Origin of the sequence: Variovorax paradoxus B4 (assembly GCF_000463015.1) — a bacterium.
Lineage (GTDB): Bacteria > Pseudomonadota > Gammaproteobacteria > Burkholderiales > Burkholderiaceae_C > Variovorax > Variovorax paradoxus_E.
The window spans coordinates 457942-484202 of record NC_022234.1 but is presented as its reverse complement, the minus strand read 5'-3'; the positions used below and the strand labels follow the sequence as shown (position 1 = coordinate 484202).

General features: G+C 68.8%; 24 protein-coding genes. 12 read left to right on the top strand and 12 right to left on the bottom strand.

The genetic code is table 11. From position 1 onward, the window contains the following. Positions 1 to 43: 43 nt before the first annotated feature. Positions 44 to 472, bottom strand: a complete 429-nt coding sequence (locus VAPA_RS29450) for a universal stress protein (RefSeq protein ID WP_021003867.1) — start codon at positions 470 to 472, stop codon at positions 44 to 46. A 39-nt stretch (positions 473 to 511) separates the two neighbouring features. Continuing rightward, positions 512 to 3145 carry a cation-translocating P-type ATPase gene (locus tag VAPA_RS29445; protein WP_021003866.1) on the bottom strand — a complete coding sequence of 878 codons (2634 nt, stop codon included), beginning with the start codon at positions 3143 to 3145 and terminating at the stop codon, positions 512 to 514. 144 nt (positions 3146 to 3289) lie between these two features. On the opposite strand from VAPA_RS29445, the gene VAPA_RS29440 reads away from it, so the two are divergent. Further along, positions 3290 to 4954, top strand: a complete 1665-nt coding sequence (locus VAPA_RS29440) for a PHA/PHB synthase family protein (protein ID WP_230559096.1) — start codon at positions 3290 to 3292, stop codon at positions 4952 to 4954. 23 nt (positions 4955 to 4977) lie between these two features. Here VAPA_RS29440 and VAPA_RS29435 read toward each other — a convergent pair whose 3' ends face one another. The 3 genes from VAPA_RS29435 to VAPA_RS29425 form a co-directional block, all read right to left on the bottom strand. Next, positions 4978 to 5823 carry a universal stress protein gene (locus tag VAPA_RS29435; RefSeq protein WP_021003864.1) on the bottom strand — a complete coding sequence of 282 codons (846 nt, stop codon included), beginning with the start codon at positions 5821 to 5823 and terminating at the stop codon, positions 4978 to 4980. A 104-nt stretch (positions 5824 to 5927) separates the two neighbouring features. Next, positions 5928 to 7283: an FAD-binding oxidoreductase gene (locus VAPA_RS29430; RefSeq protein WP_021003863.1), complete on the bottom strand. Its 1356-nt coding sequence runs from the start codon at positions 7281 to 7283 to the stop codon at positions 5928 to 5930. Next, the gene (locus tag VAPA_RS29425; protein ID WP_021003862.1) at positions 7273 to 8493 is read right to left on the bottom strand and encodes an SAM-dependent methyltransferase; all 1221 of its coding nucleotides are present in this window, start codon (positions 8491 to 8493) and stop codon (positions 7273 to 7275) included. The genes VAPA_RS29430 and VAPA_RS29425 overlap by 11 nt, the downstream gene beginning before the upstream one ends. Positions 8494 to 8566: 73 nt before the next feature. On the opposite strand from VAPA_RS29425, the gene VAPA_RS29420 reads away from it, so the two are divergent. From VAPA_RS29420 to VAPA_RS29405, 4 genes are all read left to right on the top strand, one after another. Further along, positions 8567 to 9136, top strand: a complete 570-nt coding sequence (locus VAPA_RS29420) for a host attachment protein (RefSeq protein ID WP_196232600.1) — start codon at positions 8567 to 8569, stop codon at positions 9134 to 9136. Continuing rightward, on the top strand, positions 9133 to 9396 hold the full coding sequence (locus VAPA_RS29415) for a hypothetical protein (protein ID WP_021003860.1): 264 nt from the start codon (positions 9133 to 9135) through the stop codon (positions 9394 to 9396). Before VAPA_RS29420 ends, VAPA_RS29415 begins: the two co-directional genes overlap by 4 nt. 82 nt (positions 9397 to 9478) lie before the next feature. Further along, the gene (locus VAPA_RS29410) at positions 9479 to 10315 is read left to right on the top strand and encodes a universal stress protein (RefSeq protein ID WP_041946819.1); all 837 of its coding nucleotides are present in this window, start codon (positions 9479 to 9481) and stop codon (positions 10313 to 10315) included. A gap of 11 nt (positions 10316 to 10326) precedes the next feature. Further along, positions 10327 to 11400 (top strand): hypothetical protein, encoded by a 1074-nt coding sequence (locus VAPA_RS29405; protein WP_021003858.1) that lies wholly within the window; start codon positions 10327 to 10329, stop codon positions 11398 to 11400. Between the two features lie 49 nt (positions 11401 to 11449). On the opposite strand, the gene VAPA_RS29400 is transcribed toward VAPA_RS29405, so the two are convergent. Together VAPA_RS29400 and VAPA_RS29395 are read right to left on the bottom strand one after the other, a co-directional pair. Beyond that, positions 11450 to 12109 carry a phosphoribosyltransferase gene (locus VAPA_RS29400; protein WP_021003857.1) on the bottom strand — a complete coding sequence of 220 codons (660 nt, stop codon included), beginning with the start codon at positions 12107 to 12109 and terminating at the stop codon, positions 11450 to 11452. A 137-nt stretch (positions 12110 to 12246) separates the two neighbouring features. Next, positions 12247 to 13638, bottom strand: coding sequence for a phenylacetate--CoA ligase family protein (locus tag VAPA_RS29395; protein WP_041946677.1), 1392 nt, complete (start codon positions 13636 to 13638; stop codon positions 12247 to 12249). 261 nt (positions 13639 to 13899) lie between these two features. Between VAPA_RS29395 and VAPA_RS29390 the strand changes: the two genes are divergently transcribed. After that, a complete protein-coding gene (locus tag VAPA_RS29390) occupies positions 13900 to 14322 on the top strand; it encodes an Hsp20/alpha crystallin family protein (protein WP_021003855.1) in 423 nt (140 codons plus the stop codon). A 25-nt stretch (positions 14323 to 14347) separates the two neighbouring features. Here VAPA_RS29390 and VAPA_RS29385 read toward each other — a convergent pair whose 3' ends face one another. From VAPA_RS29385 to VAPA_RS29375, 3 genes are read right to left on the bottom strand one after another with little or no spacing between them, the layout of a single operon-like run. Then, positions 14348 to 15550 (bottom strand): efflux RND transporter periplasmic adaptor subunit, encoded by a 1203-nt coding sequence (locus VAPA_RS29385; RefSeq protein WP_021003854.1) that lies wholly within the window; start codon positions 15548 to 15550, stop codon positions 14348 to 14350. A gap of 5 nt (positions 15551 to 15555) precedes the next feature. Continuing rightward, positions 15556 to 17946, bottom strand: coding sequence for an ABC transporter permease (locus VAPA_RS29380; protein ID WP_021003853.1), 2391 nt, complete (start codon positions 17944 to 17946; stop codon positions 15556 to 15558). Between the two features lie 7 nt (positions 17947 to 17953). Continuing rightward, entirely contained in the window at positions 17954 to 18673 is a 720-nt protein-coding gene (locus VAPA_RS29375; protein ID WP_021003852.1) for an ABC transporter ATP-binding protein, read from the bottom strand. Positions 18674 to 18917: 244 nt separating this feature from the next. Here VAPA_RS29375 and VAPA_RS33655 point away from each other — a divergent pair, with 244 nt between their 5' ends. From VAPA_RS33655 to ubiM, 4 genes are all read left to right on the top strand, one after another. Further along, positions 18918 to 19457 carry a Rossmann-fold NAD(P)-binding domain-containing protein gene (locus tag VAPA_RS33655; RefSeq protein WP_196232599.1) on the top strand — a complete coding sequence of 180 codons (540 nt, stop codon included), beginning with the start codon at positions 18918 to 18920 and terminating at the stop codon, positions 19455 to 19457. A gap of 147 nt (positions 19458 to 19604) precedes the next feature. Beyond that, positions 19605 to 20057 carry an OsmC family protein gene (locus VAPA_RS29365; RefSeq protein WP_021003850.1) on the top strand — a complete coding sequence of 151 codons (453 nt, stop codon included), beginning with the start codon at positions 19605 to 19607 and terminating at the stop codon, positions 20055 to 20057. A 29-nt stretch (positions 20058 to 20086) separates the two neighbouring features. Then, positions 20087 to 20752 (top strand): hemerythrin domain-containing protein, encoded by a 666-nt coding sequence (locus VAPA_RS29360; protein ID WP_021003849.1) that lies wholly within the window; start codon positions 20087 to 20089, stop codon positions 20750 to 20752. Positions 20753 to 20819: 67 nt separating this feature from the next. Continuing rightward, positions 20820 to 22040, top strand: coding sequence for a 5-demethoxyubiquinol-8 5-hydroxylase UbiM (gene ubiM / locus VAPA_RS29355; RefSeq protein ID WP_021003848.1), 1221 nt, complete (start codon positions 20820 to 20822; stop codon positions 22038 to 22040). Here the strand turns inward: ubiM and VAPA_RS29350 are convergent. After that, positions 22037 to 22480 carry a bacteriohemerythrin gene (locus tag VAPA_RS29350; RefSeq protein ID WP_021003847.1) on the bottom strand — a complete coding sequence of 148 codons (444 nt, stop codon included), beginning with the start codon at positions 22478 to 22480 and terminating at the stop codon, positions 22037 to 22039. The two genes, ubiM and VAPA_RS29350, sit on opposite strands and share 4 nt — an antisense overlap. Before the next feature lie 34 nt (positions 22481 to 22514). Next, positions 22515 to 23174 carry a YitT family protein gene (locus VAPA_RS29345; RefSeq protein ID WP_021003846.1) on the bottom strand — a complete coding sequence of 220 codons (660 nt, stop codon included), beginning with the start codon at positions 23172 to 23174 and terminating at the stop codon, positions 22515 to 22517. Positions 23175 to 23332: 158 nt separating this feature from the next. On the opposite strand from VAPA_RS29345, the gene VAPA_RS29340 reads away from it, so the two are divergent. Both VAPA_RS29340 and VAPA_RS29335 read left to right on the top strand, forming a co-directional pair. Continuing rightward, positions 23333 to 24598, top strand: a complete 1266-nt coding sequence (locus VAPA_RS29340; protein WP_155248170.1) for an MFS transporter — start codon at positions 23333 to 23335, stop codon at positions 24596 to 24598. After that, complete coding sequence (locus tag VAPA_RS29335) at positions 24595 to 26247, top strand: MFS transporter (protein WP_021003844.1); 1653 nt, start codon at positions 24595 to 24597, stop codon at positions 26245 to 26247. Before VAPA_RS29340 ends, VAPA_RS29335 begins: the two co-directional genes overlap by 4 nt. Positions 26248 to 26261: the final 14 nt, after the last annotated feature.

The window sequence follows — 26261 nt, the reverse complement described above, 5'->3', positions numbered from 1 at the left end:
GCCGCGCTCGCGAACAAGGGCGACGTCCTGCAGTTCGGCCCCGTCAGCGGCGCACGACGAGCACCGGCACCCTGCACTGCGCCAGCACCTGCGAGGTGACCGAGCCCAGCAGCAGCGCCCCGAGCGCCGAGTGGCCGTGCGATCCCATGACGATGAGATCGAAGCCCTCTTCCACGGCCATGTCCGCGATCACCCTGCCGGGCTGCCCGACCCGGTGAACGATGGTCGGCTGCCACGAGTGCCGTGCCGCGAATTCAACGACCCGCTGCAACGCCCCTGCAGCTTCGTTGCGGTAGAAGGCCTGCGCCTCGGCTTCGTCCATGAACCCGCGCGCACGGGGCGGCAGAGGCGGCACCACGGCCAAGAAAGTGACCTCGTGCGGCGTGTTGCCGAGCCAGCCGCCCTGCGCGGCCGCGTAGTCGAGCATGTAGCGCGTGTATTCGCTGCCGTCCACCGGCATCAGTATCTTCACGGTCGTCCTCCTTCGAATGAAACGTGCGGCCGGCCGCAGTCAGACGACAACCGCCAGGCGGAGCGGGCCGCGGGCCGAGTGGCGGCGAATCCATTTCTCGGCCTCCACCGCGAAAAAGACCCCCACCGCGCATGCCAGGCACAGCGCCAGTTCGCCGGCCGTCAGCGCCTCGGTGCGGAACACCGACTGCAAGGCCGGAACGTAGATCACCGCGAGCTGGAGCGCAAAGGTCGACAGGACCGCGCCGGCCAGCGGCAGGTTGCTTCGCAGCCCCTGGGTGAACAACGAATCGGTCTCTGAGCGGATGGCCAGCACGTGCCCCATCTGGGACAGCGTGAGCACCGTGAACACCATGGTCTGCCAGTGCATGTCCATCTTCAGGGCCCAGGCCTGGATGCCAAGGCACAGCGCCGCGATCAGCAGGCCGACCCACAACGTGTGCTGCCAGAGACCGCCCGCGAACACGCTTTCGCCCGGCGCTCGCGGCGGGCGCTGCATGACGCCCCGTTCCGCAGGCTCGGCGGCAAGGGCAAGGCCGGGCAACCCGTCGGTCACCAGGTTCACCCAGAGGATGTGCAGCGGCAGCAGCGGAATCGGCATGCCCATCAGGGGCGCGAGGAACAGGGTCCAGATCTCGCCGGAATTCCCGGTCATCGCGTAGCGGATGAACTTGCGGATGTTGTCGAAGATGCGCCGGCCTTCGCGGACGGCCGCCACGATGCTCGCGAAGTTGTCGTCGAGCAGCACGAGGCTCGCCGCCTCGCGTGCGACATCGGTGCCGCCCAGCCCCATCGCGATGCCGATGTCCGCCTGCTTGAGCGCGGGCGCATCGTTGACGCCGTCGCCGGTCATTGCCACGAACTGGCCCTGGGCCTGCAGCGCCTGCACGATCCGGATCTTCTGGGCCGGATCGACCCGCGCATACACGCGCACGTCGCGGGCCGCACGCTGCAGCGCGGCATCGTCCATCGCACCGAGGTCCGCGCCGGTGAGCACCGGCCCGCTGCCTTCGGCAATGCCGAGTTCGCGCGCGATGGCCAATGCCGTTGCCGGATGATCGCCCGTGATCATCACCGGCGTGATGCCCGCGCTGCGGCAGTCGGCCACGGCGGCCTTGGCTTGCGGCCGCGGCGGATCGGCCAGGCCGACAAGGCCGAGCAGGACCATGCCGGATTCGACGGCCTCGGCGGACCGGCCCACGGGGTTCTGCGCGAAGGAGCGCCGTGCCACCGCCAGCACGCGCAGGCCCTGGGCTGCCATGGTCTGCGCGGCGGACAAGGCCTCGGTGCCGTCCAGCACGAGATCTCCCTGCCCCGATGCCACGTGCGTGCAGCACGGCAACACGGTTTCGGGTGCGCCCTTGGTGACGACGACCCAGCCTTCCTGCTCACGGTGCAGCGTGCTCATGCGTTTGCGTCCGGCGTCGAAGGGCCACTCCTCCAAACGTGCATGGGCCGCACGCACGGCGCCGGGTTCGAACCCGGCCGCCTGGGCGGCCTCGACCAGCGCAGTCTCGGTGGGGTCGCCCACCCACTCTCCGCGGGCACCGAGGCTGGCGTCGGTGCACAGCAGCACCGCACGCCACAAGGGATCCCGGGAACCGCCGGCGAGGAGATCCACCACCTGCACCCGCATGCGGTTCTGCGTCAGGGTGCCGGTCTTGTCGGAACAAATCACGCTGACGGAACCGAGCGTCTCCACGGAGGGCAAGCGGCGCACGAGCGCGTTCACCTTCACCATGCGGCGCGCGCCCAGCGCGAGCAGCACGGTGACCACGGCCGGCAGCGCCTCCGGAATGGCCGCCACCGCCAGGCTGATGGCGGTCAGCGCCATGAGCAGCACCGGCTCGCCCCGCATCACGCCGATGCCGAAGATCAGCGTGCAGAGGCACAGCACCACCAGCGACAGCCGCCTGCCGAACGAGGCCAGGCGCAGCTGCAACGGCGTGCTTCGCGCTTGCGTGTCGCGCAGCAGGCCGGCCACCCGGCCCAGTTCCGTCCGGGAGCCGGTGGCGACCACCAGCCCTTCGGCACGGCCATGCGTGACCAGCGTGCCCTTGAAGGCCATGTTGAGCCGATCCCCCACCCCGTGGACGCCGTCGGGCAGATGCGCCGTGTGCTTCTCCACCGTGACGGATTCCCCGGTCAACGTCGATTCGTCCACCCGCAACTGCGCCGCCTGGTGCAGGCGAAGATCGGCCGGCACGAGATTGCCCGCCTCGAGCAGCACCACGTCACCCGGCACCAGCTCGCTCGTCTCCAGGACCTGGGAACTGCCCTCGCGCCGCACGGTCGCGTGCGGGCTGGCCAGCCGCTTGAGCGCGTCGAGCGCGCGCTCCGCGCGCCACTCCTGGGCCAGGCCGATGGCGGCGTTGAGCACCACGATCACGGCGATGGCCACGGTGTCCGCCACATCGCCGATGAATCCGGACAGCAGCGCCGCCGCAATCAGCACCAGCACCATGAAGTCGCGGAATTGGTCGAGCACCCGCTGCATCAGGCTGCGGGGCGGCGACTGCGGCAGGCTGTTGGGTCCATGGAACTCCTGCCGCTTCAGCGCCTCTTCGGCGCTCAGGCCTTCGCCGGGGTCCACGCCCAGGCGAACGGCGAGAGCGGCGGCGGGATGCAGGTGCGCATCGCGGGCCAGCGTGCTGGCATCTTGCGGGTCGTTCATCCGCCCATCGTGCACGCCGTGCGCGACCGGACCTTGAGCAAGCGCAAGGAAGCAGCCGCATGCGGTCACTACATTCGGGCCAACCGGAGGCGCCATGCGCAATGTTCGAAATGATTGTTTTCTCTTGTCCGGGCGGGCACTGCCGTGAATGAAGAGCCCGACGAACTGGACAGAACCCTGCACGCCTTCTGGGGACAGCTGGGCGGAGGCATGTCGCCCGCCGCCCAGATGCTGGCGTGGTCCGATTGGGCCATTCACCTCGCGACCCAACCCGGGCGCGCGGCGCGGGTGGCCATCGACGCAGCCGCCGTCGACGCACCCGGCCAGGTGCATGAGCCGCGCCTGTCGGGAAAGGAATGGGATGCATGGCCCTTCAGCCTGTACCGGCAGGCCCACGAGGCCGCCGCCCACCGCCTGCGCACCTTCATCCGCGGTGTGCCCGGCGTGGACCGGCATCATGAACATCTGGTCGCCTTCATGGCGCGGCAATGGCTGGAGTTGCTGTCGCCCGCCAATTGCGCGGTCACCAATCCGCAGGTGCTGCAGAAGATCGCGGCCACCGGCGGCAGCAGCCTGGCGAGCGGCGCCATGCACTGGATCGAGGACGCGGGCCGCGCGGCCTTGGGCCGGTCGTCCGCTGAGGCCGGATCGTTCCGGCCCGGGCGCGAAGTCGCCCTCACGCCGGGAAAGGTCATCCTGCGCAACGAACTGATCGAACTCATCCAGTACGCCCCGGCCACGCCGACGGTGCATGCCGAACCGGTCCTCGTCGTCAGCGCCTGGATCATGAAGTACTACGTGCTCGACCTCTCGCCCCACAACTCGCTGATCCGCCATCTCGTGGCCAAGGGGCACACGGTCTTCGCCATTTCCTGGAAAAACCCCGAGGCGGCGGATGCGAAGCTCGGCATGGCCGCGTACCTGCGCCTGGGCGTCATGGCCAGCCTCGACGCGGTCGAGGCCGTGGCGCCCCAGCGCCGCATCCATGCCGTGGGCTACTGTCTCGGCGGGACCCTGATGGCCATCGCCGCGGCCGCCATGGCGCGGGACAGGGACGACCGCCTGGCCACGCTCACCCTGCTGGCCGCGCAAACGGACTTCACCGAGCCCGGCGAACTGGGCCTCTTCATCGACGAAAGCCAACTGGCGTTCCTGGAAGACATCATGTCGCGCCAGGGCTATCTGGGTGCGGAACAGATGGCGGCGGCTTTCCAGGCGCTGCGCCCCGGCGACCTGGTCTGGGCACCGATGGTGCGCAACTACCTGCTGGGCGAGCGCGTGCCGATGACCGACCTGATGGCCTGGAACGCGGACGGCACGCGCATGCCCTGCCGCATGCATTCGGACTACCTGCGCGGCCTGTTCCTCGAGAACACGCTGGCCGAGGGTCACTACCTGGTCGACGGAAGGCCGGTATCGCTGAACGACATCGACGTGCCCGTGTTCGCGCTCGGCACCCGCACCGACCACGTGGCGCCATGGCGATCGGTGTACAAGATCCATCTGCTGTGCGACGCCGAACTCACCTTCGTGCTGACGGAGGGCGGCCACAACGCGGGCATCCTGAGCGAACCGGGCCATCCGCACCGCAGCCACCGGTTGCTCAAGCGAAAGAGGAACGCACCCTACGTGGCGCCGGACGAATTTCTCGAGCGTTCGCAGGAGATGGCGGGTTCCTGGTGGCCCTGTTTCGAACAGTGGCTGGCCGGGCATTCGGGGCCGAAGCGGCGGCCGCCGGGCATGGGTTCGCCGCAGCGCGGCTATCCAACGCTCGGCGACGCGCCGGGCACCTACGTTCTTGCGCGCTGAGTTCGCCGGTCGGTGCGCCGCCCTCAATGCGCCGTCAGGACGGGCACGGTCATTTGCGCGAGGATCTGCCGCGTGACACCGCCAAGGACCAATTCGCGCAGCCGCGAATGGCCGTAGCCGCCCATCACGAGCAGGTCGGCGCCCAGGTCCGCGACGCGCGACAGCAGCGCGTCGGCGACGTCGATGTCGGTGACATTCCGCTCGAACGTCGCCTGGATGCCGTGCCGCGACAGGAATCGGAGCATGTCCGCGGCGGAGGGTTGCCGGTCGTCGTCTTCTTCATCCTTCGGGTGGCGGAACGAAACGAGCGTCACGCGGGATGCGCGCCGCAGCGCCGGCAGCGCGGCATGAAGGGCGACGGCGGCCTCGCGCGAACCGTTCCAGGCAACCACCGCGTTCCTAGCGACGCTCTCGAACTGCCCGGTGGAAGGCACGATCAGCACGGGCTGCCCCACTTCCATCAGCACATGCGCCGCGAGGCCATGCACCGAGATGTCCATCGCGTTCGACCCGTCGTCCTGCCCCAGCACGACCAGATCGCTCGCGCGGCCATGCTGCACCACGGCATCGATGGTCGCACCCTCCACCAGGCGAACCTCGTACGGAAGGGTGCCCGTCGCCACGATGCTCTCCCTGAACTCCCGGCTGATGGCTTCGGCACGCCGGCGCAGGTAGTCGGCCGATTCCGCGATGAAGTCGGTCATGCCCGTGGCAATGGCATCGGCGGGAATCACGCCGTCGCGCAGCCCGGTCGGCACGAGGCCGACAAGATGGCCTTCGTGCGCCCTGGCCCACCGGGCCGCCAGCGCCGCACGCGCCGGACTGCGCTGCGAATGGTCGAGATGGACAAGGATGGTCTTGAAATTCATGGGACGGTCCCCCGGTCGGATTGGACGGCGCCTCGGGCGCGGAAGTGTTGAGCGACAGCCGGATCTTCGGCGCCTGGCGACCGGAACCTTTGATCACGATCAATTCAGCGCCGCAGCACGCACTTGTCGTACAGATGCGGCGCGCGGCGCCCGGCGTCGTAGCGGCGCTTCAGTGCCTCATAGGCGGCCATGCCGTAGGCGCCATCGAACTCCTCTCGGGTGAAGAAGCTGTCCGAATAGAGCGACTTGATGCCGCCCAGGCGCAGCACCTCCCTTTCCACCAGGCGATTGAAGTGTCCCGCCTCATGGGGAAGGCGGCTCTCGACCACATCCCAGAAACCGAAGTTGATGTAGAGCGTGCCCGCGTCGAGCGGGTACAGCGTGAATCGGGCCGTCTCGACGGGCGCGTGCACCGGGCAGATCCAGACCGGAAGAATCCCTGTTTCGCGCTGGAGGAATTCAAGGAAGGCAGGCGCAGCCGAGAGCGGAATGTCCACGTCCTGGATCACCGACTCGGTGTGCACGCCGCGCCATCGCGCCAGGCGCTCCGTCAGGCCCCAGCGGGCGTTCAACCGCATGAGCCGCGTGTAGGTGCGCGAGTTCAGGTGCGAGCGGCCGAACAGCCGGCGCACGAGCGGATTCTGCGCGCCGAAATTCCGGGAACACCAGAACCAGTCGGTGTCCCAGCGCCACAGGTAGTCATGCACGCTCAGGTGATCGACCGGCGTGTCCAGCAGCGAACGGTAGTAGATGCGCTCGTACCCGTAGTTGCTGAGCGAAGGCGCGCCGTCTTCGAAGCGCGCCACATTCAGTACCAGGGAATGCGGGCCGAACACCACGCCGTCCAGGAAATCGGCATCGCCTGTGCATGCCTCGGCAAGCGCGGCGAAGAAGTCTTCGGCGCGCTCGAATGCAACGTGTTCCACCCGAACGCAGGGTTTCACCGGCAGCGTTCGCAGCACCAGGCGCAGCGCATAGCCGAGCGTGCCATACGAGTTGGGAAAACCGAAGAACAGGTCGCTGTGCGCATTGTGCGGAGCGCAGGTCACGATGCTGCCATCGGGCAGCAGGACGTCGATCTCCAGCACCGTGTGATGCACGAGGCCCTGCCGAAACGAGGTGGCCTCGATGCCCACCCCGGCCACCGCGCCGCCGACGGTGATCGTCCTGAGCTGCGGCACGACCGCCGGCATCACGCGGTGCGGCAGGGTTGCAGCCACCAACTGCTCGTAGCTCACCATGCCCTCGGCCTGCAGCGTGCCGGCCGCGGCGTCGATGTCGATCACGTGGTCGAAGCCGCCCAGGTCGATCCGGTGCCGCGGCCCCGTGCCGGGGTCCCTGAAGAGGTTCGAAGTGCGCTTGGCCAGCGCCAGCGGAGCGTCCCCCTGAAAGCGGCCGGTGCGCGCCGCCGCAAGAAGCTCGCGCTTGCGCATCTCGTAGCTGGCGGATTCAGGGGGCATACAGATGTGCCCGGGTCATCGGGTAGCTCGCCGCGGTCGCGTTGCCCTTGCTGAACACGATCTGGAACAAGTGCGTGTAGCCGGCGGGCGAACGGAACATCTCCGCACAACCGACCAGGTAGGTGCGCCAGATGCGCCGAAAGCGCTCGTCGAAGCGCTTCGGATCGATGGCCTGTATGTCGCTCCACCGGCGATCGAAGCGCTCGGCCCAGGCGTCCAGCGTGGGGGCATAGTGCCGGCGCAGGTTCTCGATGTCGAGCACCTCGAGGCCATTGCGCTCCATCTCGACGAGCACGTCGGCCAGGCTCGGAATCCAGCCGCCCGGGAATACATGCTTGCGGATGAAGAGCTCGGTGTCGAAGCGGCCCACATGGGCGATGAAGTGGAGAATGCCAAGTCCTCCGGGCTTGAGGAATTCCGCATGCGCACGGACCACCTGCGGCAGCTGGTCCCGCCCCGCATGCTCGAGCGTGCCGATCGAGACGACCTTGTCGTACTGGGCATCCACCTCGCGGAAATCGGCTTCCCGCACCTGCAGCGAGGCTTCCAGGCCGCGCCGCTCGATCTCGCCGCGCAGCCACTCGACCTGTTCGGTGGTGGTGTTGAGGCCGACGCCCGTGGCGCCGATCTTTTCCTGCGCCCTGAACATGAAGCCGCCGAAACCGCACCCGATGTCGATGAAGCTGTCGCCGGCGCTCAGCCGGATCTTGCGGCACACGTGGTCGATCTTGCGCCGCTGCGCTTCCTCCAGGGTCTTCGTGCCCTCGGGCCAGTAGCCGCAGGTGTACATCATCAGCGGATCGTCGAGCCAGAGCCGGTAGAAATGGGTGTCGAGCCCGTAGTGCGCACGGGCATTGGCCTTTGCCTGCAGGAAGTCGCGATTGGAATGGCGCAGCTCGTGCAGGCTGTTCTCGATGCCGTTGAGCGTGCCACCGTGCTGGTCGAAGCCAGCCGCCATGCCGGCCGCGAGCGCGGCGCCGAAGTCGCCTTCGACATCCACCTCCTGGTCGAAATAGGCTTCCATCAACCCGATGTGAGCGCGCGTTGCGGTCGCGAGCAGCGCCGCATCGGTGTGGAAGACGATGGTGAATACCGGCGCCTCGCTGCCGATGGACAGGCGTCCGCCGTCGGGCATGACGACGGCGAAGGACGTCGCGGCACGCCGGCCGATGCCTTCGAGCACGTCGCGCAGGGAGAGCGGAAGCTTCATGGAGAGGAGGAGGAATCGCGGGCCAAGGTGATCTCCAAACGGGAGATCATGCGGGTGCCGACGCATGCGAAGCTTGACGAAGATCAAGCTCGGGCGCCGCACCGAGGGAGACCGGCCGCGCGCACTTGATCAAGCGCAATCTCCGATCTGTCTAGCCGACCTAAGCTTGGCCGTCACTTTCTACGAGACTGCCATGAAATCCCAATGGATCGTTGTCACCAATGCGGCGCTGGCACGCATCTTCAGCCGGAAATCCGCCATCGAGCCGCTGGTGCCGGTCGCGACCCTGACCCACTCGGAAAGCCGTCTGCGCACCGGCGCGCTCGCGGCCGACCGCGCCGGTCGCCAGGCCGCCGACAACAGCCATGGCGTCAACCAGTTCGAGCCGCGCAGCGACGCGCACCGGAAAGAGCATCGGCGCTTCGCCAGGGAGATCGCGCAGCGGCTGGACGAAGCGCTGGCCGCGGGCAAGTTCGGCTCGCTCATGATCTTTTCATCCAATCCCTTCATCGGCGAGCTCAGGGCCCAACTGAGCAATGCAGTGAGCGAGCGAGTCCAGACCTTGCTCGACTGCGACCTGTCCCATGTGGGAATCACCGAGCTCGAACGGCGCATCGCCGTACCCTCGGACGGAAAGCCGTGAACGCCATGCTCCGCGCCGCCACCGCCCCATGCGAAGACGCGACAGCGGACTTCGCGCAGTCGGAGCTGTTCCAGTCGAACGGCTGGCGCTGCGAGCTGGGCGTGCGTCCTGCCGGTGCCTTGTTCCAGCCCGTTGCGATCTGCCGGCGCGGGGCTGCAGAGGCGGTGCACCTGCCCGAGGACGCGGCACCGTACGCCACGGCCGCCGAGGCACTGCGCCATGCACGGGCGCAAGCCATGCGGTACGCGAGCCATCACTGAAGGGCGAGCACCCGGGGATGCCCCCTTCGTTCATTGCGCTGGCGCAAGGCGCCTTGCCCAGGGCCGGCGCAGCATGGCAGCCATGAACACGCTCGATTCGATCCTTGTCCACCTGGACGGCACCACCCGCGCCGAGACACGGCTGCGGTTCGCCCACCGGCTCGCGCAGGCCCACGAGTCCGCGCTGACCGCGCTCTTCGCGGTCGCGCCCCCCGTGCTGCCGGCGCTGGCCCTGCCCGGCGGACTGCCGGCGATGCCCATGCGGGGGCCGGTCGACCCGGATCACCGGGCACGCGCCCTCGCGATGTTCGAACGCGCCTTGCAAGGCAGTGCGGTTCGCAGCGACTGGCAGGAGCTTCGCGGCGAGCCGGTCACCGATACCTTTGTGCGCCGCGCCCTGACTGCAGACCTCATGGTGCTCGGGCAGCGCGATCCGTTCGATGCCACCGGCTTCGACGTGCCCGGCGACTTCGTCGAGGCGGCGCTGCTCGGCAGCGGCAAGCCGGCACTGATCGTGCCCTTCGCCGGCGAGCCGTCGGCAGAGTTGGAGACGGTCCTGGTCGCGTGGCGCTTCACCCGCGAGGCAGCGAATGCACTGGCCACGGCCGCGCCTGTCCTGCGCAAGGCGAAACAGGTTCACCTCGTCTGCGCCACCGAAGAAGGCGCGGGCGACCCGGCACCCGCAATGGCGGCGGTTCGGAACTGCCTCCTGACGCATGGCGTCGGGCGCGTGCAGGAACACCGCAGCCTCGAGGCCCGGTATCCAGGCCAGGCCCTGCTGTCGCTCGCCGGGGACGTCGGTGCCGATCTGATCGTCATGGGCTGCTATGGGCACAGCCGGGCCAGGGAACTGGTGCTCGGCGGTGTCACGCGCACCGTGCTGGAATCGGCCACCCTGCCGGTCTGGATGGCCCACTGAGCCCCTTCCCGATGGAAACCCGTGCCACTCCCGCCCCTTTGCATTCGGCTGCTGCCGAGGCGCGCACCGCCCGCATGCCGGACATGGAAGCAAAGCTCCACTGCCTCGAGTCCTTTCTCGCGGCGAGCGATGCGGGCGCGCTTCCCCAGCGCATCGAAACCCACATGTCATGGGTGCTGCTGGGCAAGACGCAGGTGCTGAAGCTGAAGAAGCCCGTGGTCTATCCCCCGGTCGACTATTCGAGCCTGGAGGCGCGCGAATGCAATGCCCGCAGGGAGCTGCGGCTGAACCGGCGCCTGGCGCCGGATGTCTATCTGGGCCTGCTTGCGCTGCAATGGCACGGCGGCACGCTCAGCGCGGTTGCGGAGGCCTACATCCAGCCAGGCCGGCAAACGGTGGACTGGGCCGTCGTCATGCGGCGGCTTCCGCAGGCGCGCATGCTCGACGGGGTCATCCGGCGGGGCGAACTCGAACCGGGGGACATCGACGCGCTCGGCGCCACGCTGTCGGCCTTCTATCGCAGCGCGGTACGCGCTGCGGTCGACGAGGGTGAATATGTCGCGCGGCTTCGCCATGGCATCGCGCTCAGCGCGCGCATGCTCGAGCGGGCCGCCTTCGCCCTGCCGCTCGTTCGTGAAGTCTGCCAGGGAACGAACGAGGCACTGACGCTGCACGAAGGGCTGCTGCGCGCGCGCGTCGCCGAGGGCCGTATCGTCGAAGGCCATGGCGATCTGCGCGCCGAGCACGTGTGCCTCGTCGAGCCACCGACAGTGTTCGACGCGCTCGAGTTCGATGCCCGCCTGGGCGAGGTCGACCCGTTCGACGAACTGTGTTTCCTCGGCCTGGAATGCGACATGGCGGGCGACGCATCGATCGGCCCGCTGCTGTGCACCCGCATCGCTGCAGCCCTCGACGACGCGCCAGCGCCGGCGCTGCTGCGCCTGTACACCGCGAAGAATGCCCTGATGCGGGCACGGCTGAGCGTCGCGCACCTGATGGAGCCCGATCCTCGCCATCCGGAGAAATGGCTGCCGCAGGCTTCCCGTTATCTGAAGCGGGCGCACATGGCCCTTTCCGGCCCATGACCGGGCCGGTACCGCGGGCCGCTGCCAATGACGGCGCCCGCTTCGCGGCCTACGGCCCGGCCGCCCACGGCTGCGCGGCCATCAGGGCGACCACCTGCTCGTCGGTGGTCTGATTGAAGTGGTGGTAGTACGCACCCACGGCGACGAAAGGCTCCGGGGTCAGAAGGCATACGACGGCATCCACCTCTGTGCGCAGCCGCTCCAGCTGCGCCGCTGGAGCGACCGGCACGGCGAGGACGATGCGTTCGGGCCTGCGGTCGCGCAGGCTTCGCAGCGCCGCCCGCACGGTGGTGCCGGTTGCGATTCCATCATCGACCAGCACCGCCGTGCGCCCCGCCACCGGCGGCGATGAACGCCCCTGGAGGTAAAGCCTGCGCCTGCGCTCGATTTCCTCGAGATGAAGCGGCAGTTCGCCCTGCACGTAGTCGGTCGACGCACCGGCCAGCCGCAGGGTTTCATTGCAGACTTCGACGACCGGCCGCGCGCCTGCGGCAACCGCCGCCACGGCGACCTCCGGCTGGCCGGGCGCGCCGATCTTGTGCACCAGCAGCAGGTCGAGCGGTGCGCGCAGCGCGCGCGCGACTTCTGCTGCCACGGGGACTCCGCCGCGAGGCAGCGCGAAGATGACCGGATCCCGCAGCTTCATCTTGCGCAGTTCCCTGGCCAGGCGACGCCCGGCATCCGCGCGGTCTTCGAAAAGCTGGCTCATCGTGGCGCTCCTGGGCGGCCGTCAAGGGATTTCCCATCGAGACCTGCGAATGTTGACGGGTCCATGCGCGCCGGACTTGCGCTGGATCAAGCCGCCCGGGCCGAAGGGCCCGGGCGGGGACTTCGCCTGCGGGACCGTCATCGCAGCGAGGAGACCACGCGCTTGGCCTTGCCGCTTCGCCCGCAGCAGCCGCTCTCGCCGACACGGCACTGAACGCGCACGCCGCCCGCGCCCTGCGCCGCCAGGAAGTCCCGGAGTATCCGGCTCGCCTTCTCCAGCGCCGCTTGCGTGTCCGCGCCGCTTCGGCCGGTTTGCAGCAGCAGCTCGCCGGGGCCCTGCTGCACCAGCTGGAAATCGAACAGGCCGGCCTCCTCCTCGAGCACGGTGCTCACCGCCAGCGGAACGATCTTCACCGGCAGCGCGCCGCGGGCGCCTCGAAAGACGAGCGTGTCGTCGTCGCGCCCCTCGACCTCGATCGCCGGAAGCCGCGAACCGCATGCACAGCGCGGCGCCAGCAGCGTGACGCGGTCGCCGAGGTCGTAGCGGATCAGTGGCTGCACGTGATTGGCCAGATTGGTCAACAGGGTCGTCGTGCCGGGGCGGCCCGGTGGCATGGCCACGCCTTGCGCATCGACCGGCTCGAGAATCGCCCAGTCGCTGTTCAGATGCAGCACGCCGAGGCTGCATTCGAAAGCCAGCGACAGGAACTCCGAGGCGCCGTAGCTGTTGGCGACCGGACACTCGAACGCCTTCCGGACGAAGGCGCGCCTGGTGCGGGAAAAGCCTTCGCCGCCGGTCCAGATCTCCTGCAGCGACACCGTCAATCGCCCGGAGCGGCGCTCCTGCGCCAGCAGCACGGCCGCGCTCGGATAGGTGGCAAGCACCGTCGGCCGGAACGCATTCAGCTGCGCGACCAGTGCGTCGATGGGCTGCAGGAAGGAGAAGCTGCGCAGCCGGTCCGCCAGACCGGGCTGGAGCCGGCGCAGACGCTCCACCGACACCGTGCTGGCGAAATGGCCGCCCGTCGCGCCGACGAAGGCGACGCGTTCGGTCAGCCCCCACGGGTCCAGCCACCGCTGGAGCGGCCGAAGTACCGGCCGGCGCATGGCCTCGAGGGCATCGTACACCGCCATGGCCGCCGCGTCCTGAACGAAGATGCCCGGCTCGCCGGTGCTGCCCGAACTCTCCCAGACCATGTAGCGACCGAGCCAGGGCTCGGCGATGTTCGCGCGGTCTGCAACGAAGCCGCGCAGGCTGCCCAGGTCGAGTGCCGGATCGGCCACCCAGGACTTGAAGTCGCGCATCAGCGCCTTCTTGTGGGCGATGGGTAGCTCTTCCAGCCTGGCGCCCGTCGGATCGCGGCCGGCGAACACGCGCCGGTACAGGGCCGATCCCGCGGCGGCTGCCGAGAAGAGAGACGCCAGGCGGCTCTCGCGGCGGCGCCGAAGCGCTTCGTCGGAAGCGCGCGCGGCCAGGGACACGTCCGCTGCGGCCGCGCACGCCTGCCACGGATCAAGGACGGGCAGCATGAGGGGCGTTTCCGGGGTGGGCGAGGCGCATGGGGCGGTTCCTTGGAGCAGCGAGCTTGCGCGCATGACGCGCTCGTGTGTTGACGTGCATCAATCTCCCTGGCGCCGCGCGCCGTGAACCGTGCGCATCGGGCCCGCAGCGCACGCGATTGATCCAGCGCAAGAACCACGGCGTTCGACTGCCTAGAGTGAATGCTCGCGCTGCTGCCCGGCTCGAGGGCAGGTCCGGTGCGAAATCCAACCAACCCTGTGGAGCAAACGATGAACGCACTCACTCGCCTTGACCGGCTCGAAAACCTGTTTCCCGACATGCTGCGCCGCTGGGCGCGGCCCCTGCAGCTGATGGACGACGTCGACCTGCCGGCCGACATTCGTGTCGACGTGACCGAAAACGACAAGGAATACCTTGTCACGGCCGAGATTCCCGGCGCGAAGAAGGAAGACGTCCGCGTCTCGATCGACGGCAACTACGTGTCGATCTCCGCCGAGATCAAGAAGGACCAGGAAAAGAAGCATGGCCGCGCCCTGGTCACTGAAACCTACCGGGGCAGCGTGTCGCGCGGCTTCTCGCTGGCCACCGAGGTCGACGAGAAGACCGCGGTGGCCAAGCTCGAGGACGGCGTGCTGCGCCTGACGCTTCCCAAGCGGGAAGGCGCCGGCCGCAGCACCCTCGAGATCCAGTAAGCGGCCAAGTGCGTGCGGCGAAGCCTCAGCGCACCGCACGCACCTTGACGCGCATGCCGTCGCGCAGCGTCGCCGCCGGATAGACGATCACCTCGGCCCCCTCGGCAATTCCCCCGCGCACCCAGGCCTCGCTGCCGTTGCGTCCACCGAACTCGACCGGCGCAAGCTGCGCTCTTCCCGTCTTCGCCACGAACACGGCCATGCCGCCGCCGGGCTGCGGAAAGACCGCGCTCACCGGCACCCGCAGGACCGAGGAACGCGACAGCGTCACGATGCGCACCCCCACCCGGTAGCCGTCGCCCAGCGCCCGCCACAGATCGGGCGGCCCGACGAGGTCGATCAGGACGTTCACGCGCTGCTCCTCGATGCCCAGCGCCGACACCTTGGTGAACGCGGCGGGCTCGACGCGGCGCACACGTCCCTCCAGCACGCCCTCGCCGCCCCAGCGCTCGATACGCACCGGCGCGCCGGGCAGCGCCTGCAGCGCGTCGGTGGTCAGCAGCTCGGCCACGATCTCCAGCCGCGCGGTGTCGCCGATGTCGATCAGCGGCGCGCCGAGCATCACCGTCGCCTCGCTGGTCTGTGCCACGCGCAGGACGCGACCGCTCACCGGGGAACGCAGCGCAAAGCTTCCCTCGCCGGAGCCGGGTGTGCGGATGGCGATCAAGGCGGCACGCGCGGTGTCGCGCTCGTGCCCCGCCACCTGGCGCGACTGCACGGCCGCTTCGAGTTCCATCCGGGCGGCCTCGAGCGCCAGCCGGTCGGTGTCGACCTTGGCCGGCGAGATGAAGTGCTGCTGCGCCAGCTGCTCGTTGCGCCGAAGCTCGGTGCGCGCCTGCTCCACGGCAACCCGCGCGCGCTGCACGCCGGCGTCGGCCCTGCGCACCGCCGCCTCGGCGGCTTCGGCGCGGGCGGACTGCTCGCGCCGCGTGCGTTCGTCGAGCATGGGCGAGAGTGCCGGCGTGATGGTGGCGACCACGGCACCGGCTTCCACCGCGTCTCCCTCGCGCAGCGCGATGCGGGCCAGCCGGCCCGTCAGCGGTGCGCTCAGCGCATAGCGGTCGCGCAGGCGCGTCCGGCCGTCTTCGAGCACGGCCTGTTCGTACGGACCCACGCTGGCGCGCGCCACCTCCACGGCCAGCGGCCTTGGCGCGAAGGCCCAGAGCAGCGCGGCCGAGACGGCCACACCCGCCGAGATCGATATCCACAAGGTTTTTTTCGAGGTCACGGGGTTCACTCTCTCGTTTTCAGGGCCGAAACCATGTCGATGCGATCGATGCGGCGGCGCACGATCAGCGCGCTGGCCACGGCGGCCAGCACCACGGCCAACCCGGCCAGGGCGTAGGTCCGCGCACGGATCACCACGGGAAACAGAAACTGGTCGGACTTCAGCAGCATGGCAATCAGGTGGACCAGGGCATCGCCCGTCAGCATGCCGAGCGGCAGGGCGATGGCGATGCCGATCGCCATCTCGCCCAGCAGCAGGCCCGATACTTCCGCGCGCGTGAAGCCGAGCACGCGCAGGCTGGCCAGCTCCCAGGCGCGCTCGGCCAGCGCGATGCGCGCGTTGTTGTAGACCACGCCCACGGCGATCACCGCGGCAAACAGCGTGAGCACCGTGCTCATGATGAGGATGTTGCGCGCCGTCACCTCCTGCATGTTGCGCAGCATCGCCGCCTTGCTGAACGCCCCGGCCGCGCGCGGCAGCGCCTGGACCGCCTGCAGCAGCCGCGCCTCGCTGCCCTGCTCCAGCGCGAGCAGGAAGCCGGTGGCGATGTCGCCCTCGCCCAGCGCGCGGTTCAGCGCCTCGCGGTTCATGTAGGCGTTCAATCCCATCATCTCGCGCACCGTGCCATCCACCCGCACCTCGAAGGCGCGCCGGCGGCCCTCGTGCACCTCGACGCGCACCACGTCGCCCACGCGCAGGCCCAGCTTCTCGGCCAGCCGGTCGGTCAGCAGCAGGCCGTCGCCGTGCGGAATCGACTGCCGTCCGTTCACATCCACGATGCGCAGCAGCTCGCTGCGCACCGGGCCGCCCCGGATCTGCAGGCGCTTGCGCAAATGGCCGTTGACCAGCGTCACCTGCACATCGCGCAGCGACTCGTGCGCGAGTACGCCGGGCAGGCGCGCGAGCTGCAGCGCCACGGCGTTGTCCGCCGGCTCCACCAGCCAGACGGAAACGTTGCTGCGCATCGACAAGGTGAAGGTGCTGTCGACGATCACGTCAATGGCGTCGCGGAAGAAGTTGCCCATCACCACGATCGCCACCGCCGCCGCGACGCCGCCGATCGACAGGCCCGTGCGCACCGGACGGCGCTCCATGTTGCGAAGAATCATGCGCACGGCCGGACTGAGGCGCGTGATGCCCAAGCGCTCGGCCAGCGTGCGGCGGTAGCGGCCCGGCGCCGGCGGCCGCATGGCCTCGGCCGGCGTCAGCCGAACGGTTGCCGCAATGGCCGAGAGCGTTCCCAGCAGCGCTGTTGCCAGCGTCACCCCGGCCGCCAGCAGCACCAGCCGCGGATCCATGCGGTGTTCGAAATCCGCAAAGTGAAAGACCTCCGCATAGAGGCCGACCAGGCGAGCGCCCAGCCAGTCGCCCAGCGCGACGCCCAGGGCCAGGCCCAGCGCGACGATCACGAGCACCAGGCTCAGGAAGTGGGCGGCGACGGTGCGGTTCGAATAGCCCAGAGCCTTCAGCGCGGCGATCTGCTCGCGCTGGGTGGCGATCAGCCGCGCCAGCACCACGTTCAGCAGGAACGCCGCCACGCCGAGAAAGATGGACGGCAGCACGATGCCGAGCACCCGCTGCTCCTTGATCTCGTTGTCGAGCATGGCGTGGGATACCTGCTCCTCGCGCGTGCGCGGCGCGGCGCCGCCAAAGCGCGCCAGCGGCTGGGCCAGCGCATCGGCCACCTCGGCGTCGGAGACGCGCCGCACCGCGGCCGGGGCGAGCCGCACCGCGAGCGTGTTGAACGCGCCTTCCATGTCGTAGGCGCCGGCCAGCACCTCCTGGTCGACCCAGAAGATCCCGAACCCGCGCTGGTCCGGCATGCCCCACAGGCCCGCGAACACGAACTCCGGCGACACGGCTGTTCCGACCATGCGCAGCTGCCGCTGCCGGCCGTTGAGCAGCGCGCCGAACGTGTCGCCGAGCTTCAGGCCGCGCGCCTGCGCAAAGCCCAGCGACACCAGCGCATCGATGGCATCGAGCCCGCCACCCCGGGTGGCAGCTCCATCGAACAGCCCGCGCCCGGACACGATGCTCACCTGGTTCAGGCGCGGCGGCACGGTGCGGTCGATGCCGATCAGCTGGCCGAGCACCGGGTCATTGCTCGCGGGCAGCTGGATGCGCACGATCTGCTCGATGGTCGGCTGGACCTCGGCCACGCCCGCCACTTCACGCAGTTGGCCGACGAGCGCAAGCGGCGCGCGCTTGACCGTGACGAAGATGTCCGCAAAGCGCCCTTGCGCATAGAAGACGTCGCGGGAGGCGGCCAGGGAGTCGATCGCCGACAGGCTCGTGAGAAAGCCGCCGGCGCCGCTGGCCACCACCAGCGCGATCGTGAGCACCTGGCTCCACATCGTGCGCAGGTCGCGCAGCAGCTTGCGGTCGAGTGCTCTCACGGCCGTGCTACCAGGACAGTTCCGCCGGCGCGAGTCGATGCGCATTGCGCTCGATCTTCTGCACCCGGCCATCGCCGAGCGAGATCACGCGGTCGGCCATGCCTGCGATCGAGGCGTTGTGCGTGATCACCAGCGTGGTGGTGCCGAGCTCGCGGTTGACGCGGGCAATCACGTCGAGCACCAGCTTGCCCGTCGCATAGTCCAGCGCGCCGGTGGGTTCGTCGCACAGAAGCACCCGGGGCCGCTTGACGATGGCCCTGGCGATCGCCACGCGCTGCTGCTCGCCGCCCGAGAGCTGGGAAGGAAAATGGTCGCGCCGCGCCGACAGGCCCACGCGCTCCAGCGCGTCGTCGATCGGCATCGGATCGGTCGCGATGTCCGTCACCAGTGCCACGTTCTCATGGGCCGTGAGGCTGGGAATGAGGTTGTAGAACTGGAACACGAACCCCACGTGCTCGCGCCGGTAGCGCGTGAGTGCCCTGTCGCCGGCAGCGATCAAGTCCTGCTCGAAATAGTGCAGGCTGCCGGTGCTGGCCACCTCGAGGCCGCCCAGGATATTGAGCAGCGTCGACTTGCCGCTGCCGGAAGGTCCGAGCAGAACCACGAACTCGCCAGCCATGACGTCCAGATCGACATCGCGCAGCGCAACGACGTCGACGTCGCCCGCGCGATAGGTCTTTCCGAGGCCGCGGGCCCGGAAGACGGGAAGCAGTGGATCGACAGGCATGCGTCGATCCTGCGGCACGATGCCCTCGCGCGCCCTGATCTTCGTCAACTCCAGGCCAGCCAGTGCGGCCGCGGCGAGGGCCCGGAGCCGCGGGGCTCGGCGCCACGGTGAACGGCGGGTGAATGCACTGTGACATTCATTCCCGTCGTGGCGCGGAGTTGACGGCCATCAAGGAATGCGGTTTCGCCGCCGATAGGCTGCGGTGATGATGCACTCGACCCTGCTTTCCTCGAACAGTCCCGGCTTGCGCCGCGACGAGTTCCTGGCCGGCGACCTTTCGGCCGTCCACGAGCTTGCATGCCGGCTGAAGGCTGCATCGCTCGCGGGCCGCGCCGGCGACAGGCCGCTGGCCGGAAAGAACATCGCCTTGCTGCGCATGCAGCCGGGCGATGCGGAAATGTCGGTGCTTCATCGCGCGGCACTGGATCTGGGGGCGCGGGTGGCGCACGTGCGGCTCGGCCCACCGATCGATCCGGGCGGCACGCAGTTCCGCCACCTTTCGCAGATGTTGGGCCGGCTGTACGACGCGATTGATTGTTCCTCCCTGACGCCTGCCGAAGTGCGGCAGATCGAACAGCATGCGGGCGTGCCGGTCTACGACGATCTCGAAGGCATCGATCATCCCGCCTGGGTGCTGGCGGACCTGATGACACTGCACGAACACGGCTGCACGGCCGGTCCGGATGCGCAGATCGCCGTCCTCGGCGACCATGCCGCCGAGCACTCGGAGAACCATCGCTTCGCGTTGCAGGCCATGCTGCTCACCACGATGGGCGGAACCTGAGCCCCGGCACCGCCCGGGGGCGTTCCCTCGTCGATCCTTGCGCCACGTCAAGCCCGCGCACCGGCGCGGGCCCCACACTGGAATCGACATGAAGACCCAGAAGGCCATTGAACCCACCGAGCCGGCGCAGCGTGTGCTGCCCCATCCATGATGGACGAAGCGAACAACGTCACACTGGTACTGCGTGAAGCCTACCGGTTTGCTGTCGATTTCGGGCAGCCCGGCGCCGCCATGCTCCTGACGGACGTGAAGCCGCCGCTGGGAACGAGCGCCGGCCCGGACTCGGAGCAGCTGCTGGTGGCAGCGGTGGCCAACTGCCTGTCGTCCAGCCTCCTGTTCTCGCTGCGCAAGTTCAGGAACGAGGCGGTCCCCATGCGAACCACGGCCGATGCCGCGCTGTCGCGCAATGCCCAGGGCCGGCTGCGCGTGGCCAGCATCGAGGTCGCCATCCAGCTTGGCGTTCCGGCATCCACGCTCAGGCAGCTCGACCGCGCACTGGCCCAGTTCGAGGACTTCTGCGTCGTGACGCAAAGCGTGCGCACCGCCATTCCGGTCGCGGTGCGCGTGCTCGACGACAGCGGCGCGTTGCTGACGGCCTGAAAAGCAGGCTCGGTCCCGGGAGATGCCACATGACCCACAGCAGCCTGATCGTCATCCGCCAGGAGCACCGCTGCCTGTCGGCCATGCTGCGCTCGATCACGCTGCTTCTGCGCGAACACCGGCGACACGGCACCCTGCCCGACTTCGACGCCCTGCAAGCCATGCTGTTCTACGTCGACGAGTTCCCGGAGAAGCTGCACCATCCGAAGGAGAGCCTGCTGCTGTTTCCGAAGCTGCGCGGACGCAGCGTGCGGATCGACGCGGTACTCGATCAGCTCGACCGCGACCACGCGCACGGCGAGTGCGCCATCCGCGAACTCGAGCACGCGCTGCTGGGGTTCCGCACGATGAGCGGGACCGTCCAGTGCGAGATGCGGCGCGACAATTTCGAGCAGCTGATGCGGCACTACGCCGACTTCTACCTGGCGCACATGCGCGTCGAGGAAACGCAGATCCTGCCGCTCGCCGAGTCGGTGCTCAATGCCGACGAATGGGCCGAACTCGACGCCGCCTTCCTCATGAATCGCGATCCGCTCGCGGGCCATGAAGCCGACGAACCGTACAAGCCGCTGTTCCGCACGATCGTCGCCGCGCTTCACGGTTGCGGCAATGTCGGCTCGGTGCTCGAAGCGTTCACGGGCACCGCGCTGCCCACGTTCTCCGACACCCCTCCCCCTCGGCGACCCCGGCCTTGATGCCCGTCAAGGCGCGCGCCGCTGCCCCGCCCCACCCATCCGGCCCCTCATCTACGCAAGACACCGCATGCAGCAAGAACGTGACGCCCTCATCGTCGGTGCCGGCCCGGCCGGGCTGGCGCTGGCCATTGCCCTCACCGACGCCGGCTTCACCGCCACCGTGCTCGACGCGCAGCCGCGCGAAGCCCTGGCCGCCCCGCTCGAGGACGGACGCGACATCGCGCTGACCCACGCCAGCGTGGCCACCTTGCGCGCATTGGGCCTGTGGCAGCGCCTGCTGCCCGAAGAGATCGGATGCATCCGCGAAGCGCGCGTCATCGATGGCGACCGGCAGGACGCGGCATTGAGTTTTTCCCCGCGCGGCCCCGGCACCGAGGTCCTGGGCTGGATCGTGCCGAACCATGCACTGCGCCGCGTCAGCTTCGCGGCCGCGGCGCAGCGCCCGGGGCTGCGCCTGATCGACCGCGCGCACGTGCTGCGCGTCGCCACCGATCCCAGCCACGTGGAGCTGGGCTTCGAAACCTCGCCGGGCCTGCCGCAGCAGCTGCAGGGCCGCCTGTTCGTCGCGGCCGACAACCGCTTCTCCTGGTCGCGCAAGCAGCTGGGCATCGCGGCCGACATGCACGACTTCGGCCGCACCATGATCGTGTGCCGGATGCAGCACGAACGGCCGCATCATGACGTGGCCTACGAATGCTTCGGCTATGAGCGCACGCTCGCAGTGCTGCCCGCCGTGGGCCATGTCTCGTCGGTCGTGGTGACCGCCGACGCCGCGGCCGCCGAGCGGCTGATGCAATTGCCCGAAAGTGAATTCGCGCTGCTCGTCGAGCGCCAGTTCCGCAGCCGGCTGGGCCGGATGCAACTGGCCGGCAAGCGCTTTCCCTATCCGCTCGTTGCCGCGTATGCCCGGCGCTTCGTGGGCCAGCGCAGCGCCCTCGTTGGCGATGCGGCCGTCGGCATGCATCCGGTCACGGCCCACGGCTACAACCTCGGCTTGCAAAGCGTCGCATCCCTGGTCCATGCACTCTGCGCCGCCCGCGCGGCCCACCGGGACATCGGCGACGCCGCGGTGCTGGCGGGCTACGAGCGCGCGCACCACCGGGACTCGGCGCCGGTCTATCACGGCACGAATGCGGTCGCGAGACTCTATGCCAGCACCGGTGCACCGCAACGGCTTGCGCGGCAGCTGATCCTGCGCGGCGCGCAGCATCTTCCGCCGCTGAAGGCGGCGATCACTGCGCGCCTCACGGGGCGCGGCGGGCTGCAATTGCCCGGCACCGCGGTCTAGGCGCGCAGCGCCGCATGCGAGCCCCGCGGCCGCGCAGCGACGCTCCCTCGGCCGGCCCGCCGCTTGCACAGATGGCGTGCCAGCGGCGCATCCATCGTCCCGCCACGCGCCTCATGCCAGACCCTCAACTGGCGCGCCATCTCCCGCAGCTGCGCAAGCCGCCCCTCGGCCGCATGCACCGCACCTTCGCGCATCACCTCCAGCACCACGCGGTGCTGGGCCGCGTGATCCTTGCGCGCAGCAAAGCCGGACGCCCGCATCCAGATGTCCTCGCATGCGAAGAGCTCGGCGGCGTACGCGAGCAGATGGCGCCAGGCCGCCGGCAACGCGGCGTTGCCGGCCTCCTCCACCTGCGCCAGCAGCCTGGCGAAGCGCCCGCGGGCCTGGTCCATGAAAGGCAGGCCGAGCGAAATGGCATCGGATCGGTCCAGGACAGCCATGCGGTCTCCTCTGAGGATGGAACTGGCGGCAAGGTTATCGATGCCCGGCGGGTGGCTTCTTGATGCCGCTCAACGATTGCGCCGCCTGCGCACCGGGCCGGTGGTTCCACAGCAGGACCAGGTTCACCATCACCGCCGAAACGATCGAGTAGCCGACACGGCGCGGCTCCACGAGCGCGAAGGCCGAGGCCACGATCGCGGCATCGCACGCCATCTGCACGGCGCCCGTGCGCCAGCCGTAGCGGCGCTGCAGGAACAGCGCCAGCACGCCGAATCCACCGAGGCTCGCGCCATGGCGGAACAGGATGAGCAGCCCGATGCCGATCAGCAGGCCGCCGGCGACCGCCGCAGCCAGCGGGTGCGCCGAATGCACACTGAGCACTCGCCCTATCCCCTCGACGCTCAGCGACAGCCCGGCAACGACGAGCATGGTCTTCCACGTGAAGCGCAAGCCGAATGCATGCCAGCCGAAGGCAATGAAGGGCAGGTTCACGATGAGCAGGGTCCACCCCAGGGGCCAGCCCGACGCATAGTTCAGCACGAAGGCCAGGCCGGGAAGACCGCCCGTCAGCAGATGGGCGCTGCGAAGCACGGCCAGCCCCAGCCCGACCAGCAGCACGGCCGTCGTGAAGCCCTGTGCGTCGTCCAGCACAGGGTATGGCCGTGCGGGCCGGGCTCGCGGGTTTTGATCCATGGCCCAGTGTGTCTTTGCGTAAGCGCTGCCGCTTGATGTGGATCAAGCCGCCCGGAAAGCCCGCTCCTAAGCTCCGGTAGCCCTTCAGGAGACCCATCGTGCAGCAGCGCGCAACCGCATCCAGACCAGAACTTTCGCCGCCATCGGCCCAACAGGCCGTGCCCGCCAAAGCCTGGCGCGTGCTGGCGGTGAGCACGCTGGCGTTCACCGTCTGCTTCATGGTCTGGATGATGTTCGGCGTGATCGGCATCCCGATCCGCAAGGCCCTCAACCTCAATGCGACCGAGTTCGGCCTGTTGACGGCGATGCCGGTGCTCACGGGCTCGCTGGTGCGCGTGCCGCTCGGCATCTGGACCGACCGCTTCGGTGGGCGCATCGTCATGACGCTGCTCATGGCCTGCACCGTGCCCGCCATCTGGCTGATGTCCTACGCCACGCAGTATTGGCACTTCATCGTGCTGGGCATGTTCGTCGGACTCGCGGGCGGCTCGTTCTCTGTCGGCACGCCGTATGTCGCGCGCTGGTTTCCGCGCAGCCGGCAAGGCCTTGCGATGGGCATCTACGGCGCCGGCAACTCGGGCGCGGCCGTCAACAAGTTCGTGGCGCCGGCCATCGTGGTGGCCTTCGGCTGGGCCGTGGTGCCGCAGGTCTACGCGGCGATCATGCTCGGCGCCACGGTCCTGTTCTGGATGCTGAGCGCCAGCGACCCCGCGCACCTGACGGGCAAGAGCGCCAGCTTTGCCGACCAGCTCAGGACACTGAAGGACCCGCGCGTGCTGCGCTACTGCCAGTACTACAGCATCGTGTTCGGCGGCTACGTCGCCATCTCGCTGTGGATGGTGCAGTACTACGTCGGCGAGTACAGCCTGGACATCCGCGTCGCCGCGCTGCTGGCCGCCTGTTTCTCGCTGCCGGGCGGCGTACTGCGCGCCGCCGGCGGCTGGCTGTCCGACAGGTTCGGCGCGCACAGCGTCACCTGGTGGGTGATGTGGGTGTGCTGGATCTGCCTGTTCCTGCTGAGCTACCCGCAGACCGATCTCACGCTCCTCACGGTGAACGGCCCGCGCACCTTCCACATCGGCCTGAACGTCTACAGCTTCACCGCGCTGATGTTCGTGCTCGGCATTGCCATGGCCTTCGGCAAGGCCAGTGTCTTCAAGTACATCAGCGACGACTATCCCACCAACATCGGCGCGATCAGCGGCGTCGTCGGGCTCGCCGGCGGGCTGGGCGGCTTCGTGCTGCCCGTCATGTTTGGCGCGCTGATGGACCTCACCGGCGTCCGCTCCAGCGCCTTCATGCTGATGTACGGCGTCGTGTGGGTCTCCCTCATCTGGATGTACTGGACCGAAGTGCGCGCCACCCAGGTCATGGGTGGCGCGCGCGCACGGACCTCGAACCTCAACCTGGAACCCGAATCATGAGCACCCGCACCATCGCCGTTCCCCCGGGAACAACCGGCGGCCGCGCCGACATCGCCGACTGGCGCCCCGAGGACGAGCAGTTCTGGGAAAGCACCGGCAGGCACGTCGCATGGCGCAACCTGTGGCTGTCGGTGCCCGCCCTGCTGTGCGCCTTCGCGGTGTGGGGCATGTGGGGAATCATCACCGTGCAGATGAACAACCTGGGCTTTCCCTTCACCCAGGCCGAGCTGTTCACGCTCACCGCCATCGCGGGCCTGGCCGGCGCCACCATGCGCATCCCGGCCGCGTTCCTGATCCGCCTGGCGGGCGGGCGCAACACCATCTTCCTGACCACGGCGATGCTGCTCGCGCCGGCCATCGGCACCGGCATCGCGCTGCAGCACAAGGAGTGGCCGCTGTGGGTGTTCCAGCTCATGGCGCTGTGGTCGGGCGTGGGCGGCGGCAACTTCGCCAGCTCGATGTCCAACATCAGCACCTTCTTTCCCAAGCGCCTGCAAGGCACCGCGCTGGGCCTGAACGCGGGCATCGGCAACTTCGGCGTCACCACCATGCAGATCGTCATCCCGCTGGTGATGACCGTGGGCCTGCTGGGCAGCATCGGCGGCGAGCCCATGACGCTGCTCAAGGACAGCGGCTGGATCATGGGCAAGATCACCGCCGGCACGCCCACCTGGATCCAGAACGCGGGCTTCGCCTGGGTGCTGTCACTGGTGCCGCTGTCGATCCTGTGCTGGTTCGGCATGAACAACCTGAACACCGTCTCGCCCGATACCGGCGGCGCGATCCAGGCCTTCCTGAAGATCATCTGGCTGTACACGCTGTCGTTCGCCCCGGCGATTGCTGGCCTGTACCTGTACCTGCCGGCGCCCACGGGCCTGGGCCTGCTCAACATGTGGGTGGCCATGCCGCTGATCATCGTGGTCACGCTGTTCACCATGAAGCTCGCCGCGTTCGGCACGATGAAGGAGAACATCGCCAAGCAGTTCGAGATCTTCCGCGACAAGCACACGTGGTCGATGACGGCGCTGTACATCGTGACCTTCGGCTCCTTCATCGGCTTCTCGATGGCGCTGCCGCTGTCGATCGCGGTCATCTTCGGCATCAGCCACGTGCCCGACGCGGCCGGCGTGCTGCAGCACACGCTGAAGAACCCGAACGCGCCTTCTGCCTTCACCTACGCGTGGATCGGCCCCTTCGTGGGCGCGCTGATCCGCCCGGTGGGTGGCTGGATCTCTGACAAGGTGGGCGGCTCGATCGTCACGCAGGTGATCTCGGCGGTGATGGTGGTGGCCTCGGCCGCCGTGGGCTACGTGATGCTGCTGGCCTACAGCTCGCCGCAGCCGGAACAGTATTTCCTGCCCTTCATGCTGCTGTTCGTGCTGCTGTTCGCAGCCAGCGGCATCGGCAACGGCTCCACCTTCCGCACCATCGGTGTGATCTTCGACCGCGCCAGGGCCGGCCCGGTGCTGGGCTGGACCTCCGCCATCGCCGCCTACGGCGCATTCATCGCGCCCGTGGTCATCGGCGCCCAGATCAAGGCCGGCACGCCCCAGTACGCGATGTACGGCTTTGCCGTGTTCTATGCCCTGTGCCTCGTTCTCAACTGGTGGTTCTACCTGCGCCGCGGCGCCTACGTGAAGAACCCCTGAGCCAATCGAATCAA